The 15,319-nt window shown below is 56.8% G+C and carries 9 protein-coding genes and 4 pseudogenes; 10 read left to right on the forward strand and 3 right to left on the reverse strand.

Annotated features, from left to right (window positions below; genetic code table 11):
* Nucleotides 1-73: 73 nt before the first annotated feature.
* Nucleotides 74-1,510, reverse strand: a complete 1,437-nt coding sequence (locus tag PSQ19_RS03545) for a M81 family metallopeptidase (RefSeq protein WP_282220603.1) — start codon at nt 1,508-1,510, stop codon at nt 74-76.
* Entirely contained in the window at nt 1,510-2,673 is a 1,164-nt protein-coding gene (locus tag PSQ19_RS03550; protein WP_282219643.1) for an MFS transporter, read from the reverse strand. The genes PSQ19_RS03545 and PSQ19_RS03550 overlap by 1 nt, the downstream gene beginning before the upstream one ends.
* 382 nt (nt 2,674-3,055) lie before the next feature.
* Between PSQ19_RS03550 and PSQ19_RS03555 the strand changes: the two genes are divergently transcribed.
* From PSQ19_RS03555 to PSQ19_RS03585, 7 genes and pseudogenes are all read left to right on the forward strand, one after another.
* Nucleotides 3,056-4,210, forward strand: a complete 1,155-nt coding sequence (locus PSQ19_RS03555) for a Gfo/Idh/MocA family protein (protein WP_282219644.1) — start codon at nt 3,056-3,058, stop codon at nt 4,208-4,210.
* Between the two features lie 9 nt (nt 4,211-4,219).
* On the forward strand, nt 4,220-5,104 hold the full coding sequence (locus PSQ19_RS03560; protein ID WP_282219645.1) for a carbohydrate ABC transporter permease: 885 nt from the start codon (nt 4,220-4,222) through the stop codon (nt 5,102-5,104).
* Nucleotides 5,101-5,958 carry a carbohydrate ABC transporter permease gene (locus PSQ19_RS03565; RefSeq protein ID WP_282219646.1) on the forward strand — a complete coding sequence of 286 codons (858 nt, stop codon included), beginning with the start codon at nt 5,101-5,103 and terminating at the stop codon, nt 5,956-5,958. The genes PSQ19_RS03560 and PSQ19_RS03565 overlap by 4 nt, the downstream gene beginning before the upstream one ends.
* A gap of 45 nt (nt 5,959-6,003) precedes the next feature.
* Nucleotides 6,004-7,222 (forward strand): annotated as a pseudogene (locus tag PSQ19_RS03570) (ABC transporter substrate-binding protein).
* 100 nt (nt 7,223-7,322) lie between these two features.
* A pseudogene (locus PSQ19_RS03575) lies at nt 7,323-8,384 on the forward strand (ABC transporter ATP-binding protein); the annotation flags it as partial.
* A 36-nt stretch (nt 8,385-8,420) separates the two neighbouring features.
* Nucleotides 8,421-9,287: a MurR/RpiR family transcriptional regulator gene (locus PSQ19_RS03580; RefSeq protein ID WP_282219647.1), complete on the forward strand. Its 867-nt coding sequence runs from the start codon at nt 8,421-8,423 to the stop codon at nt 9,285-9,287.
* Between the two features lie 43 nt (nt 9,288-9,330).
* Nucleotides 9,331-11,346 (forward strand): beta-N-acetylhexosaminidase, encoded by a 2,016-nt coding sequence (locus tag PSQ19_RS03585; RefSeq protein ID WP_282219648.1) that lies wholly within the window; start codon nt 9,331-9,333, stop codon nt 11,344-11,346.
* Nucleotides 11,347-11,362: 16 nt separating this feature from the next.
* On the opposite strand, the pseudogene PSQ19_RS03590 reads toward PSQ19_RS03585, so the two are convergent.
* Nucleotides 11,363-12,824 (reverse strand): annotated as a pseudogene (locus PSQ19_RS03590) (M81 family metallopeptidase).
* A 189-nt stretch (nt 12,825-13,013) separates the two neighbouring features.
* On the opposite strand from PSQ19_RS03590, the gene PSQ19_RS03595 reads away from it, so the two are divergent.
* The 3 genes and pseudogenes from PSQ19_RS03595 to PSQ19_RS03605 all read left to right on the forward strand — a co-directional run bounded on the left by PSQ19_RS03595 (nt 13,014) and on the right by PSQ19_RS03605 (nt 15,294).
* Complete coding sequence (locus PSQ19_RS03595; RefSeq protein ID WP_282219649.1) at nt 13,014-13,397, forward strand: RidA family protein; 384 nt, start codon at nt 13,014-13,016, stop codon at nt 13,395-13,397.
* A gap of 16 nt (nt 13,398-13,413) precedes the next feature.
* Entirely contained in the window at nt 13,414-14,202 is a 789-nt protein-coding gene (locus PSQ19_RS03600; RefSeq protein ID WP_282219650.1) for an SDR family oxidoreductase, read from the forward strand.
* A gap of 302 nt (nt 14,203-14,504) precedes the next feature.
* A pseudogene (locus PSQ19_RS03605) lies at nt 14,505-15,294 on the forward strand (GntR family transcriptional regulator).
* Nucleotides 15,295-15,319 lie beyond the last annotated feature (25 nt).

The following is a 15,319-nucleotide window of genomic DNA, read 5'->3' on the forward strand; positions in this document are numbered from 1 at the left end:
GGGCACTCCTGTCGGTCCGTGCCAGCAAGCTAGGCAAAGTCGTTCGCAAAGAAAAGCCGAATCCCTTGAGCCTTCAGTCGCGTGCCCGCGCTGAGCGCATGGTTTGTGGCGTCCACTGGAAATTCTTGTCAAACGGATAGGTCGGTACCGCCTTGTGAGCGCGGGGTAGCCGCTCGACAAACTGGTCAACCACTCCCGGCGATAGCGCCATAAAGGATGGGTTGGCGAGGGGTTCGAGATCGGGTGACAAATAACCCGACTTTACCACGACGATTTTCGCTGTCGTCGGGTCAAGTTCCAGGCGCGAAAAGTCCTTGAGATAATGAAATGGCCGGCGCCGGACCGTCACCACAACATCCACTCCCGCTATGCGCAGCACAGCTTCACGTAGGCGCTCGTCGGGTGTTTCGAGCAGGAACACGACTTCCCCCACGGCTTCAACCGGGACGCTGGACGGATCGAGGCTACCCCCAATCCTGACAGGCAACTGTTTCCCAACGCCCGCAGCATAAGCGGCATGGGTGGTCGCCGCGTCGGCAATCCCCGCAAAAATTACACCTTGCGCCTCCTGAGCAAGCAGCGCGGCCAAAACTTCTGCGCGGTCACCGACGCCGCCGCCGGTAGGATTGTCGCCCGATTCCGCCACGATTGCCGGTTGGCTGGTCGCTTCCATTGCCCATGTTATGCACTCGTCAATAGTGCCGGTTTTGGTGCCAAACGAAAACTCATCTCGTAATTCCCAATATTGCCGGGCCAGATCGCCGGCCACCTGTTCCATGGCCTGTTGATCGATACCAGTGACCACCGCACATGCCGTTGCGCGTGGCTCGTCGGCCCACACATAGCCAACCTGAAACGACACATCCCATACCCCGGTGCGATCTTCGAGCGCCGTCAGCCCGGCATAGAAGCCACGAGCGGGTTCATCCTGAGTACTGGTACGCTCGCCAGGCAACAGCACCGGCACCGGTGCCCAGACGATTGAGGGCTTGTAACCATCTCTCAGCGCTCTGATCAACATTGATACCGCGCGCCGCATGGTGTCAGGCACATCAATGTGCGGTGCGGTACGATAGGTCGAGAATATATCGAGATTGTCGATAATTTTCTGGCTCAGATTTCCGTGCAGATCATAGCTTGCCGAGATGACAATGTCGGGCCCAACCGCCTCACGCACTGCCGCGATCAAGTCACCTTCGGCGTCAAACAGGCCTTCGACGAACATCGCGCCATGCAAGGCCAGATAGACGCCATCCAGCGGTAAAGCAGCCTTCAGGCCGTCAATAATCTCGGCCTTCCACTTTTCATAAATCGCCGCTTCAACCGGACCACCCGCGATGGCTCTGGCGTGAAGTATGGTGACGAACTCTGCCGGGAAATGGGTCAGAAAATTGAAGTAGTCGCTCTTGAGCATCGCCTCACCGCGCAGAACGGTAAAGTCAGGCTCCCGGGCCAGAACGGGGTTATAGGTGCTGCACTCAGTATGCAGACCTGCCACGGCAACGCGCATCATAATACTCCTGGAACACCGCTCTCGGGGTTGGTCTTGAGGATTGGCTTGCTCTGTGGCGCCAGTCGACCGGTTAGCATTAGGCTTAGGGCCAAAAACGGTATCAGAGCCGCCAACCCGGCGCGCAGTTCAAAATGTTCTGCAATAAAGCCGATGATCGGAGGACCGATCAAAAAACCGTTAAGGGCAATGAATGACAGGATTGCCAGGTTGTTGGAGGCCGACCGATCCGTCAGTGCCGCGGCTGCCGTTACGGCCAATGGGAAACCGACCGACACCCCAAGCCCGATAACTGCGAATCCAACCAGGGCAATCACCGTTGTCGGCGCCAGCAGTAATGTCGTTGCGCCCAATAGCGCGAGCAATCCGCATAGCCTTGCCAAACTTACCGCACCGAACCGCATACGCAAAAAATCGCCGCCAAACCGGCCACTGGCAACCATCAAGGCAAAGACCGAGTAGCCGAGCCCGGCCTCGGCCGGAGGGGAATTGAACAGCGTGCGCAGGAAAACGGCGGACCAGTCCGCGATCGCGCCCTCAGTCATGGTTACACCAAACACAAACAGCGAAATGCCCAGCAGGGTCCAACTCGGCATTTTCCATTTCGAACCCGGAACTATTTGATGGGTGACCGAATGAGGGCCATAGTCCGGCAGTTTGCCGGCAGCGAACAGCGCGACGGGCAGGGTGATGACAGCAACGGCCATAATCGCCCATTGAGGGGCAATCCCGGCGCCCGCAAGCAGCGCGCCGACAACACTGCCCGCCATTATCCCAAGTGACCAAAAGCCGTGCGAGCGGCTCATGATGGCTGTGCCGGTAGCCTTTTCGACCCGGTCGGCTTTGACATTCAGGCCAAGTTCCAGAAATGACATCGACGATCCGGTCAATAACAGCGCGCCAAACAGAAAGGGTACACTTGTGGAAAAACCGGGAAGGCTGACCGCTACGCAGAAGAATATGTAGCCGCACCAGATCGCACGTCGGGCGCCGAGCTTTTCAACCAGGCGTCCAGCGACCGGTAACGTCAATAATGTACCGCACGGTAAACCCAGAAGCGCGAAGGCCAGCGCGGCAGGTCCCAGCGCCAGAAAATTCTGCACATCAGGAATTCGAGGCAGCCAGCTGCCGAAGGCAATCGGTTGCAAAAAAAAGATCAACATGATGAGGCGCTGAGGGGGCATTGTTGGGTGTTCTCACTTTTGTTGTCACGGCCAACTCGGCCAAATGTGTGTTCTAAATTTTCATAATGTGCCGCGTCTGTTGTGAAAATTGTGCGCCTCGACGTACCACTATGACCGCCATCTTCCTGTTTTTGACCTCCATGTCCACCACGAATTTGAAAGATATGACAGTCTTTCTGCCTAGTTTTCCGCCGCGAAGCGCAATTTGCCAGCAAAATCAGGGTGGTCTGGATTGGTATTGAATTGGACAGGAAATAGTGTTGACATGGTCGGGGTTAAGAACTTAGTCTTGAAAATAGTTTACAAAAAAACAGCACCGGGCCGTCAGGCTGAAAACCGGTGAAACGATGGGTAGGGGTGCATGAAAGTAGGGATTGTCGGTCTCGGATTCCGATTGGGCTATCTGGCCCACGTCTTTTCCGAAACGGTTTCGGACTTTGATGTAGTCGGTTATGTCGACGACGCCCCTGCGGGCCTGAGCTACGCCGAAGAGCGTGGCGTTTCCATGGGTAAGTCATTCGCCAGCCTTGAGGCAATGCTGGATGCTGAAGACCTCGATTTACTGATGGTCGGCTCACCCAATCACATGCATCTAGGGCACATCCGGACCGGTCTGGAGCGTGGCAAAAAGATATTTACCGAAAAGCCCGTGGTCACGACAATCGAAGAAACCATGAAGTTAGCGGGGCTGATCGCCCAGTATGGGTCGGACAATCTCATGGTTGGTCTGGTGCTGCGCTATGCACCACTCTATGTGGATCTGCGCAAGGCACAGGCCAAGGGGATGCTCGGCGATATCGTTTCTATCGAGGCTTCCGAGCATATCCCGCCCTATCACGGGGCATTTTTTATGCGGGATTGGCGGCGCTATGAGCGGTTTTCGGGCAGTTTCATGCTCGAAAAATGCTGCCACGATCTTGACCTCTACAACGGGGTCATGGGTTGTCGCCCCGCGTTTGTGTCAAGTTTTGGCGGTCGCAAGACCTTCATTCCCAAAAATGCGCCCGAGGCGACTGGCGTCAACGATATGGAAGTCTACCATCGCAAGCCCAGCGGTTGGATGGGCAGCGACAAGGTGTTTGACAGCGACGGCGACATCATCGATTTTCAGACCGCGATTGTTCAGTATGAAAACGGTTCGTCACTGGCATTTCATACGAACCTCAATGTCCCCGACGATTTCCGCCGTTTTGCGGTGATGGGTGCCCGCGGGATGGCGGAAGGCGATTTCATCCGCAATTACTTTCGCGTGCATGACAGCCGCACGGCGGAAAAGCTGATCGACACCAAATATGCGACCAGCGAACTCTCGCAGCATTATGGCGCGGACGAGCAGATGACAGCGGACCTTGCCAAGCACATCGTGGACGGTGCGCCCTTGCCGGTGTCGGTGGTTGATGCACTGGAGGCCGGCATTTTGGCCCTCACCATGGATGAGGCGCGCAAGACCAGAACGGTCATTGAGATGGCGCCGATCTGGCAGCGATTTGACGCTGCACTCGGCAAGCACCAATAGGAGGCGGCCATGACAGGGTCTCGAAACACTTCATTGTTCGCACTGGCCCTGTTAGCCCCCGCGCTGCTCTATATTATCGGCATCGTCGCATACCCTCTTGTTGACACTGTCAATTTGAGTTTCACCAATGCTGCCCTGCGACCAACCTATGACTGGGTCGGTGGCGAAAACTACCAGAAGATCTTCCGGGCAAATTTTGAGCAGGTGATCATCCGAACATTCATTTGGACATTCTTTTCGGTGCTGCTGAAAATGGTAATCGGCACCTTGGGCGCCGTGATGCTGAACGCCGCCGTGCCGGGGCGTGCCTTGTTCCGCATCCTGACCATGCCGCCGTGGATCGTGCCGATGGCCATTGGCATTTTCATGTGGGGCTGGATGTACAACGGCCAGTTCGGCATGATCTCGGGACTATTGCAGAATTTCGGCTTGGTTGATGGTCCGGTGGCGTGGCTCGCTTATGGCAACACCGCCTTTTGGGCAACAATTGTTACCGACGTCTGGATTGGCGTACCGCTTGTAACGATTTACCTGCTGGCCGCCATGCAGTCGATACCGCGTGACCTATACGAAGCCGCATGGACCGACGGGGCGGGCAGGCTTTATCGCTTCCGACGCATAACCCTGCCAATGATCATCCCGGCGCTGGTGACCATGTCGATGCTGTCGTTGATTGCCACGTTCAATTCCTTCGACATTATCTGGATTTTGACCCGTGGCGGACCGTCCGGCTCTACCACCACCATGATCATCGACACATATCGCGTCGCGATCGGCTCCTATAAATATGGTGAGGGGGCCGCGCGAGCAGTGATGATCTGCATATTCCTGTCGCTATTCTGCCTGGCCTATTTCCGCGTCGTCGGCAAAATCAACACCGGAGAAAAGGCATGAGCACCAAGCCCATGATCGACCGCTACAAATGGTATGAGGTGGTCGGAATCTACGCCGGGATAGCGCTGTTCCTGTTTTTCGTGCTGGCGCCGTTCATCGAAGGATTCATGGTTTCGCTCAAACCGCTTTCGGCACTATTTTCATCGCCCTACAGCTTTTGGCCCAAAAATGGTTCGCTGACCGCCTATTTCACCATGTGGGAGAGTGTACCGGGATTTTGGCGCTACATCGCCAATTCGCTTTTCATCTCTTCGGTGGCGACAATTGTTGTGCTGATCCTCGTTGTGCCTGCCGCCTATGCCTTTGCCCGCTTTCCCTTTCCGGGTCGCGGGCCGCTGCTTGGCGCCTTTCTTGCGGTCAACATGTTCTCGGGCGCCGTGCTGCTTATCCCACTGTTCCGCCTGATGCGCTCGCTTGGTTTGCTCAACACCTATTTCGCCATGATCGTGCCGGGTGTGGCGTTCCTTATCCCCACCGCGATCTGGTTACTGCGCACCTATATGATGCGAATTCCGCGGGAGCTGGACGAGGCCGCCTGGGTTGATGGTGCCAGCAGGCTCTATACGCTGCGGCGGGTTATTCTGCCGATTGCCATGCCCGGCATCATCGTCGTGGCGATCACCACCTTCATTGGAGCCTATGCTCAGCAGTTCATTTTTGCGCTGACATTCAACTCCAAGACCGAGTTCATGCCGCTGCCGATTGGTCTGTTCGCCTATTTTGGCCGACAGGAAGTGGTATGGAACGAGCTAATGGCGGCCAGCTTTGTTGGCATAACGCCGGTGCTCATTCTGATTGTTTTTCTACAACGCTATCTCGTGGCTGGCCTGACAGCTGGCGCGGTGAAGCAATAAAACTCGCCTCGATTTGAGGCAGTAGCAGGAAGGGAAGGGACTAATATGAGTAAACACGGAAAAATCCTCGGCGGCACATTGGTGGCGCTACTGGCGTCGACGGCACTTGCCGCGGCTCAGGACCAAACGATTTCGTTCGTCGAATGCGGTGACACACCGAGCGCGGTGCACCTTGATACGATCAAGAAATGGGAAGCAGCCAATCCGGGCTTCAAGGTTGAGGTTGAAGTCGTCGGTTGGGGTCAGTGCCAGAATAAGGTAACAACCCTTGCCGTCGCCGGCACACCGGTTGGCCTTGCCTACATTGGCTCACGCGCGCTCAAGCAGGCTCGCTGCCAATGATCTGATCGTTGCAATGCCAATGACTGATGCCGAAAAAGCCGCATACTACAATTACATTCCGGACACGGTCTCCTTTGACGGCACGCAGTGGGGCTCACCCGTCGCGTTTTCGACAAAGGCACTTTACTGGAACAAGGATCTGTTCACCGAAGCTGGCCTTGATCCTGAAAAGCCACCAATGACCTGGGCCGAAGAAATTGCTGACGCCAAGGCCATTGCTGAAAAAACCGATGCCGCCGGCTTTGGCGTTGTTGCCAAAACCTTCGACAACACCATGCACCAGTTCTTGCATTGGGTTTACACCAATGGCGGCTCCGTGATCGACGCCGATGGCAACATCACGCTCGACAGCAAGAACAACCTCGAAGCGCTGACCGCGCTGAAGGAAATCACGGCCTATGCAGAAGAAGGCCCGACCGCTTATGAGCAGAACGAAGTGCGCGCCATTTTCCTTGATGGCAAGTTGGGCATGATCCATGCTGCCTCCGGCACGCGCAATCTGCTGGCTGATGTGCCGTTCAACTGGGGTGTCGCCCTGTTGCCGCTTGGCCCCGAAGCCAAGGGTCCGGGCACGCTGCTGATCACCGACTCAATGGCAGTGTTCAAGGGCACCGGATATGAAGACAAGGCCGTCGACCTGGCCAAGTTCCTTACCAACCCCGAAAACCAGGCGGCCTACGAGGAAGAGCAGGGTCTGACCCCGCTGCGTCCCGGTCCTGCGGTTGATGCGATGGTGGCCGCGGACGCGACCTGGAAGCCATTCCTCGACTCCATCGAATATGGTGGGCCAGAGCCACTGTTGACCGACTATGTCGGCTTGCAGAACACCATGATCGAAATGGTGCAGTCAGTGGTGACCGGCGCGGCAGAGCCTCAGGACGCTCTGACCAAAGCCGCTAACGCTCTGGAAGAATACAAGTAACATCCAGAATGCCGCCGTCGCCAATCCTCCGGCGACGGCGGCAACCCAACCCAGAATATCTGCAACGCCGGAGATATCAGTGCCATGTCCGAACTAAGCCTTACCAAGGCTCCGGAAGTCGTTTGGCGAGACCGAGATCATCAAAGGTATCGATCTTGACGTCAACGAGGGCGAGTTTGTCGTGTTCGTGGGGCCGTCCGGCTGTGGAAAATCCACATTGCTGCGCATGATTGCTGGCCTCGAAGATGTCAGCGACGGCGAAATCCAGATCGGCGGTAAAGTCGTCAACAATCTTGCCCCGGTTAAGCGTGGCATCGCCATGGTTTTCCAGTCTTATGCGCTTTATCCGCACATGACTGTTTTCGAGAACATCGCATTTCCATTGCGCGTCGAGCGCCTGCCCAACGACGAAGTCCGGGAGCGGGTCGATCGTGCCGCCAGGGTTTTGCAACTGGATGCGCGTCTTGAGCAACGTCCCGGTACATTGTCGGGTGGTCAGCGCCAGCGTGTTGCCATTGGCCGCGCCATTGTGCGCCAACCACGCATATTTCTGTTTGACGAACCGCTATCCAATCTTGACGCCGCGCTCCGTTCGGAGATGCGCATTGAATTGATGGAATTGCACCAGAAACTTGGTTCCACCATGATTTACGTCACTCACGACCAGGTCGAAGCCATGACTATGGCGGACAAGATCGTGGTGATGAATACCGGTGTGATAGAGCAGATCGGCTCGCCGCTGGAGCTGTATCATAAGCCGGACAACCGGTTTGTTGCGGGCTTTATTGGTAGTCCCAAGATGAATTTTATCAGCGGCACCTGCACCGCCGCCGACGGCACCGAAATAACAATAGATCTGGGTGAATTCGGCTCGGTAGCACTGACACGGCAATCAACCGCCGAGGTAGGAGAACGAGTGACGCTCGGCATTCGTCCGGAGCATTTATTGCTCGATGGGGGCGATTTTGTTCTCAACCTCGTTCCGCGGATCGTTGAGCATCTGGGGATTCACGCGGTTGTCTATGCCGACCAGCCCGATGGTGAGGTATTTACTGGTCTTTTTGAAGGCGATCCGGCGGTCAGGGAAGGCACGCCGGTCAAGATCGGCTTCAACGCGTCTGACACGCACCTGTTCGATCACAACGGCATTGCCATCTATTAATCTACGGCATGAAATAACTGGGCAAGAATGTTGAGTATGCTCGATATAGTGGGAGTGCTTCAATCAGAAAAGAACGCCTTCACGCGTTCCGAACGGGCACTTGCTGACCTGATCCTGCACGATGTCGAGGCGGCGCTGAAACTGCCGATTGTTGATCTTGCGGCCCGGGCAGAGGTGTCACCACCCACGGTAACGCGCTTTTGCCGCCGCCTTGGTTGCGACAATTATGCAGACTTTAAGGTGCGTTTGGCGAAAAGCCGCTTTGTCGGCCAACGTTATGTAATGCCGGAAAGCGGACCGCAGACCGTGCGTGAAATCGCGCATGGCGTCATAACCGGTGTTCAGTCGACAATATTTGACACTTTTGACCACCTTGACATAGGGGCGCTTGAGCGCGCGGCCGATGCGGTCATCCGGTCCAGCTATGTGCTCAGCTATGGTTCGGGCGGATCATCCTCGATGGCCGCGACCGAAATGGAAACACGACTCTTCCGCCTCGGGCTCAAGGTCAGTTCATCAATCGATCATCAGGCCCAAATGATGCGTGCCGCAGGCGCGCCAAACGGCACCGTACTGATCGCTTTTTCCCTCAGCGGTAACAACGTGCCGCTAGTTGGCGCACTTAAGGTAGCCGGCGAATACGGCATCGTTCGAATTGTCATAACGCGATCCGGCTCAGCCGTTGCCTCGGAATCAGACATATTGATCCCGATCGACCGGGAGGAAAACGTCGATATATTCCGGCCAACGCCCGGTCGATATGCGCTCCTGGCGGTCGCCGACATTCTGGCACAAACGGTCGCCACACGACTCGGGCCCAGTGCCGTGGCCAGCATGCGCCGCATCAAGCACCAACTGGTGATTACCCGAGACGGCGACGACTCCCAGCCTTTGGGCGACTGATCAGTCCGGTGCGGACACTTCCCATCTCTCAAGGATATTGCCCATGACAAGCGGCCATACACTTAATCTGACGACAATCTGGAAACCGGCAACCGAGGGAGATGACCTTTCATATGTCATCAAACTCACCAACAACGGCACCGCGCCGCTCGGGCAGTTCAAATTGGCCATCAATGGGCCGGCACGAATTGATCCACTGGCCCACATTGAGGGCGCCACGCTCGCGACGCGATTGTCCAACCACTCAGTCTTTGCCAACGCCGATGATTTCGAACTTGGCGTCGGTCAGACGTGGGAAATCGTCGTACATGGGTTGTCATATGGTCTGCGCCATTGGAGCGACGGAGCCAATTCCGCCTATGTCATTTTGGTCGATGGTACAACTCAATCCGTCACCACAACGCCAACGCTCGCCGTCGGCGTTAACGCTCCCTTGCTTAAGGGTGCAATGCGATTTCCAATGCCCGCAAAGGTGCCAGCGACCATCTCCGTCATCCCATGGCCCAATGAGGTTTCGGTTACCGGCGCTCGAACGGCGCCAGTAGGAGTTGACCTGCAGCCACAGAGCGCCGACGCCCGCAAGGCCACTGCAGCATTTGGGCACTTGGTCGCCGATCTGTTTCCGGTAGAGGGGCTGGTCCGGACCCCAGCTGAGGGCGGTATGACGGTACGGCTCGTCGACAAACCAGGCACGGCGGCTGAGGCGTATGAGATAGCGTTTTCCGAAACCTCGGTGACCGTTTTTGCCGATGGCCACAGCGGCTTTCTCTATGGTCTGATTACGCTGGGTCAAATATTACGTGGCGCTTTGAAGCATCCGCAAACACTGGTGTTTCCCAGCGGTGGCAAGATTGTCGACGCGCCGGGATTGGCATGGCGGGGTAGTCATCTCGACGTCGCCCGTCAGTTCTATTCGAGTGCCGAAGTCAGCCATTTGCTCAAACTGATGGCCTGGAACAAGATGAACAGGTTTCATTGGCACCTGTCCGAGGACGAAGCATGGCGGGTCGAGATTGACGCGTTTCCCGAGCTTACTGAAGTCGGGGCATGGCGCGGCCATGGCAAGGCATTGCCGCCGCTGTTGGGAAGCGGCCCACATCCGACCGGGGGCTATTATTCCAAGGCTGCCATTCGCGATATCGTGGCGCTCGGTGAAAGCCTGGGAATTGCTATCGTCCCCGAAATTGATATTCCCGGCCATTGCTATGCGCTGCTTCAATCGCTGCCGCAATTGCGCGACCCCGACGAAGTCGGCGAGTACCAGTCGGTACAGGGTTTTCCGAACAATTGCCTGAATCCCGGAAATCCCGCCGTCTACAAATTCATGGAAATCGTGATTGACGAAATGCTCGACCTGTTTCCAGCCGGCATATTTCATCTGGGCGCCGATGAAGTGCCGCTCGCCGCATGGTCAGGTTCACCCATGGCGCTGGAGCTTCTGGCCCAACTTGCGGGCCAAGAGGTTGCCGACAAACATGCCAAACTCGTCAACACCATCGGAAATCTGCACGGCGCCGATGAAATCGAGGGCTCGGGTACGGCGATCCTGCAGGCGGAGTTCATCCGTCGTATCCATGAATATATTGCTTCCAAAGGCGCGACCACCGGCGGATGGGAGGAAGCAGCCCACGGCAACGTGGTGGACAAGTCGAAAACCTATCTGGTCGGCTGGCGCAATGTCGCCATCAATGCAGCGCTGGCAGCCGACGGCTACGACATCGTGGTCTCTCCTGGCCAACACTATTACCTCGACATGGCCAATTCGATCTCCTGGTCGGAGCCCGGCGCCGGTTGGGCGGGTTGGTCAGGGCCGGAAGAAACCTACAATTTCGAGGCTCGCGAGGGCTGGAGCGAGGACCAGCTGCAGCACTTGATGGGAGTGCAATCGTGCATATGGTCGGAACCGATGACCGACCGGGCCATATTTGACCGCCTGGTGTTTCCGCGCCTTTCCGCGATTGCCGAAGCGGGTTGGACCAAACCTGAAAACAAGTCATGGTCCCGCTTCAGCGCGTTCGCCGGTCTGATGCCGATCATGTACGGACATTGGGCCGACTGAACCAGAGGTTGGTTGGCTACTGCTCGAATGGATTGTCCAGCATCGGCCAGATCGTGCGCGGCGCCTTGATATAGGGCGTCGTCCGCGCGTCGTTGGGGTAGGGGCGACCGGCAGCGCAGTAAATGATCTGGTGCGCGATTTTGGCAAAAGAATCGTAAAAGTGGTTGGTCGACTTGATCAGCAATATCTTGCGCGACAGCGGATCTATTCCCAATGCTGAAAACAGACTTGGGTCAAAACTTTGCGCCCGCGTTGAATTGAGAATGACGTCGATTCCGTCAAAATTGATCCACGCTGCATCGCCAAACGGTGCCCAACTGGCACCGAACCGCATTTGAGCATCGGCCACCAATTTGATGATCCTGACCCGCTTGTCGATGGGGGCGCCGGTGTCCGGCGCCGACTTGGCGCCAAAACGCAGTGATATCTCGGCCCCTTCTCCCGCAGCAAAGCAAAGCTGCACCGCAATCGGGTCCCAAATCGTGCCAACTGCAACATTGGTAGCCTTTTGGGCCATGAGTTCCGCCAGCACCACCGTTGCATCGCCCGCCGTGCCGCCACCCGGATTGTCCCATATGTCAGCAATGACCACTGGGCCGCTATCGGCTGCGAGCGCTTGGCTGACAGCGGTTTGGGGATCAATCTGGTCCATCATGAACGTGCCGCGCATGGCAAACAGGCTCACGTCCCAATTGTTCGGCCAGCGCATCACCTTTGGCTTGTTCACTATCGGTGACCACGATGATTTTCGTCCCCATCTCAGGAACGTCGGCGGCCATGAAACCATGAATAACCGAAATGGACAGGATTGCAGGATCAGCCTGTTCGATCTCGCGGATCTTGTCGACGAAACCGCGCATTGGCTGTTTTGAGGTCGGAAAAATATCGATCATCCGGCAGTCGAACGTCGACATCACCGGCGCGACGGCACCCCTGAGCGCCTCAACCGCGATCGCCCAGAGATCGCGGGCGCGATCGACAAAATCGGTATGGGGGAATTCCTTGAACGCTACAAAGAAGTCCGCGGCCGCGACTCGTTTGGCCGTAAGGTGGCTATGCGGGTCAAGCTCGGCGCAAACCAGTACTTTATTGCCTACAATGTCGCGGACGCGCGACAACAAATCGCCCTCCGGGTCGTCATAGCCGTTCGCAACCATGGCGCCGTGTAACCCAAGAACCACGCCATCAACCGGCATTGCCGCGCTAAGTTGGTCGAGAATTTCATCGCGCAATTCTTCGTAGGTGTCCCGGTTTATCAAGCCGCCGGGGTCGGCCCAACTCGCCGACCCTTCAATCAGCGTCCAGCCCAACTGCGTTGTGACCTCTCGACCAACCGTGATGGGCGCCGTGCACAGGGTAGGCGTCGCCGGATGTTCGCCTGGATGCGCATAGAGCGATGCCTCAAAGGCTCGCTTGTCAACGCTGATGGGAGAGAATGTATTGGTTTCGGTGGCAAGGGCGGCGGTAAAAATGCGCACTAAAGGCTCGCTGGGTCTGGAAGTGATTGGCTGGGCTGGTGTCTCATCTTAACATGTTAGCATGAGCAATATGGGTCATTGCGAAATTAATTTACATTGCCAGTCAATTTTCCTACCAAATTGGCGTAGGAGTGCGGTGGTAGACCCATTTTTAGTAATTCACTTTCATCAGCCGATTGGAGTCGAAAAATGTCGATCAAACGCATTGGTGCGGAAAAGTCTGGGGCCGGAGGGCAGAATTTGCCTTTTGCACGCGCCGTTGAAGCTGGTGGCTTTCTGTTCGTGTCCGGGCAGGTTGCCATGGAGAACGGGGAGATCGTTAGCGGCGGCATCGTTGAGCAGACCCACCGCACTGTCGCTAACCTCGTGTCCATACTGGAGGAGGCTGGATATGGTCTAGAGGACGTCGTGCGCTGTGGTGTCTGGCTTGATGATCCACGCGATTTCTGGTCGTTCAACGCGGTCTATAAGAGCTATTTTGGCGACAATCCGCCCGCGCGGGCCTGTGTTCAGTCCCACATGATGGTCGATTGCAAGGTCGAAATTGATTGCGTCGCTTATAAGGCTCCATAACGAAAAGGGTAAAGCCATGACGGTGTCTGCATTTCAACTGGAGGGAAAGTCCGTGCTTATCAGCGGTGCCGGAGGCGGCATCGGTGCGGTGCTGGTTCGGACTTTCGCGGATGCTGGAGCGCAGATCACCGGCACGGACCAAACCCTTGCGATGCTGGATCACCTCGATCTTGAGCAAAAACTGGCATTTGACTTGTCGGACGTTGACGTCACAAGCGCGGCAATCAGGGCGCATATCGAGCATTTCGGCGCACCCGACATAGTCATATCCAATGCGGGGTATACCCGCGCTGAACGGCTTGAGGACGTGACGGACGCCAATTGGCAGTCCGAAATGGCGATAAACCTGAATGGGGTATACGCCATGACGGCACCGATCGTGGACGCCATGGCACGGCGTGGATCGGGCAGCCTGGTGTTCATTTCCTCGGTCAATGGGCTCGCCCACTATGGAAATCCGGCATATGCCGCCGCCAAGGCCGGAATGATCGCCTATGCCAAGGCCATTGCCGTAGAGCGCGGCGGTAGTGGCGTACGGACCAATGTTATTTGTCCAGGATCCGTCCGGACCAGCGCTTGGGACCATCGTTTGGTCGAAAACCCTCACTTGCTGGATAATGTGCTGCCCCATTATCCGCTGGGGCGACTGGTAACACCTCAGGAGGTCGCCAACGCCGCGCTGTTCTTGGCCTCACCCATGGCGTCGGGCATTACCGGCACGGTCGTTCCCGTCGATGGCGGTTTGACAGCGGGTAATTTGAGATTTGTGTCCGATGTATTGGGCGCGGCGCGACCTCAGGGCTGACCGCCAGCGCAACCGTCAACGTCGCTGGTGCGGCCTGCTACCGCGCCGCCCGGCGAATTACTGATCGGCTCTATCCTGTACTAATGCCAAAAACATACCAATTGCGGTGGCACGGCAACCGGTCATCGACCACCGCAGTTCGTGGCATCAAGGATTTTTCTCGCGTTCGAGCGCTTACGGTGACGAATATAGTCGCGCGGGACTTGGATAATGGTATTTTATTGGTATTGTGGATTTGAACGATGGGGCCGGACGCCGCATTGTGTGGCTCGCCAGTGAGTTGACGGTGCAGAGGAGTAATTGTGGCTGAATTATCGGAACTGTTCCTGCCCGACCAGGCCGTGGTGCTACCCACCGGAGGGCCGCTCTATTTGCAGGCTCAAACGCTGGATAGAGGACGCGATAGCGTCGGGCACGATCAATCCCGGCGATGCACTACCGTCAGAACGCGATCTGGCGCAAAAAGTCGACGTGTCGCGTGTGACGGTTCGCAAGGCGGTGTTGCAACTGGTCAAGGAAGGCGTGCTGCTACAACGTCATGGTTCGGGCACCTTTGTGGCCCCACGGACGCAGCGGGTTGAACAATCGCTTTCCCAACTTACCTCATTTACCGACGACATGGCGCGGCGCGGCATGCAGGTGAGGGCCGAGTGGCTGGACCGGGGCCTGTATCAGCCATCGCCGGAGGAAACAATTGTGCTGGGACTGTCCTCGGGCGAACGCGTCGCCAGGATTGCCCGGTTGCGGTTGACCGGTGACGCGCCATTGGCAATTGAACGCGCGTCCCTCTCAGCGCGAATTTTGGTCGATCCCATGGAAATTGGCGACAGCCTCTACAAGCATCTGGACAAGAGCGGCAATCGACCGACGCGCGCCATTCAACGAATCCGGGCGGAAAATCTGAACGCCGACGACGCCAAATTGCTTGATGTGCCAGTCGGTTCGGCCAGCCTCAATATTGAGCGGACCTCATATCTGTCGTCCGGTCGCGTCATCGAATTCACCCGCTCGATTTACCGGGGCGATACTTATGATTTTGTTGCCGAACTTCGGCTTGGCGACAACACAGCGCCTGGAGGCCCAACGCTTTGACTGAACAAACCGACGTACCCGCCGA

This window comes from Devosia algicola (assembly GCF_028816455.1).
Classification (GTDB): Bacteria; Pseudomonadota; Alphaproteobacteria; order Rhizobiales; family Devosiaceae; genus Devosia; species Devosia algicola.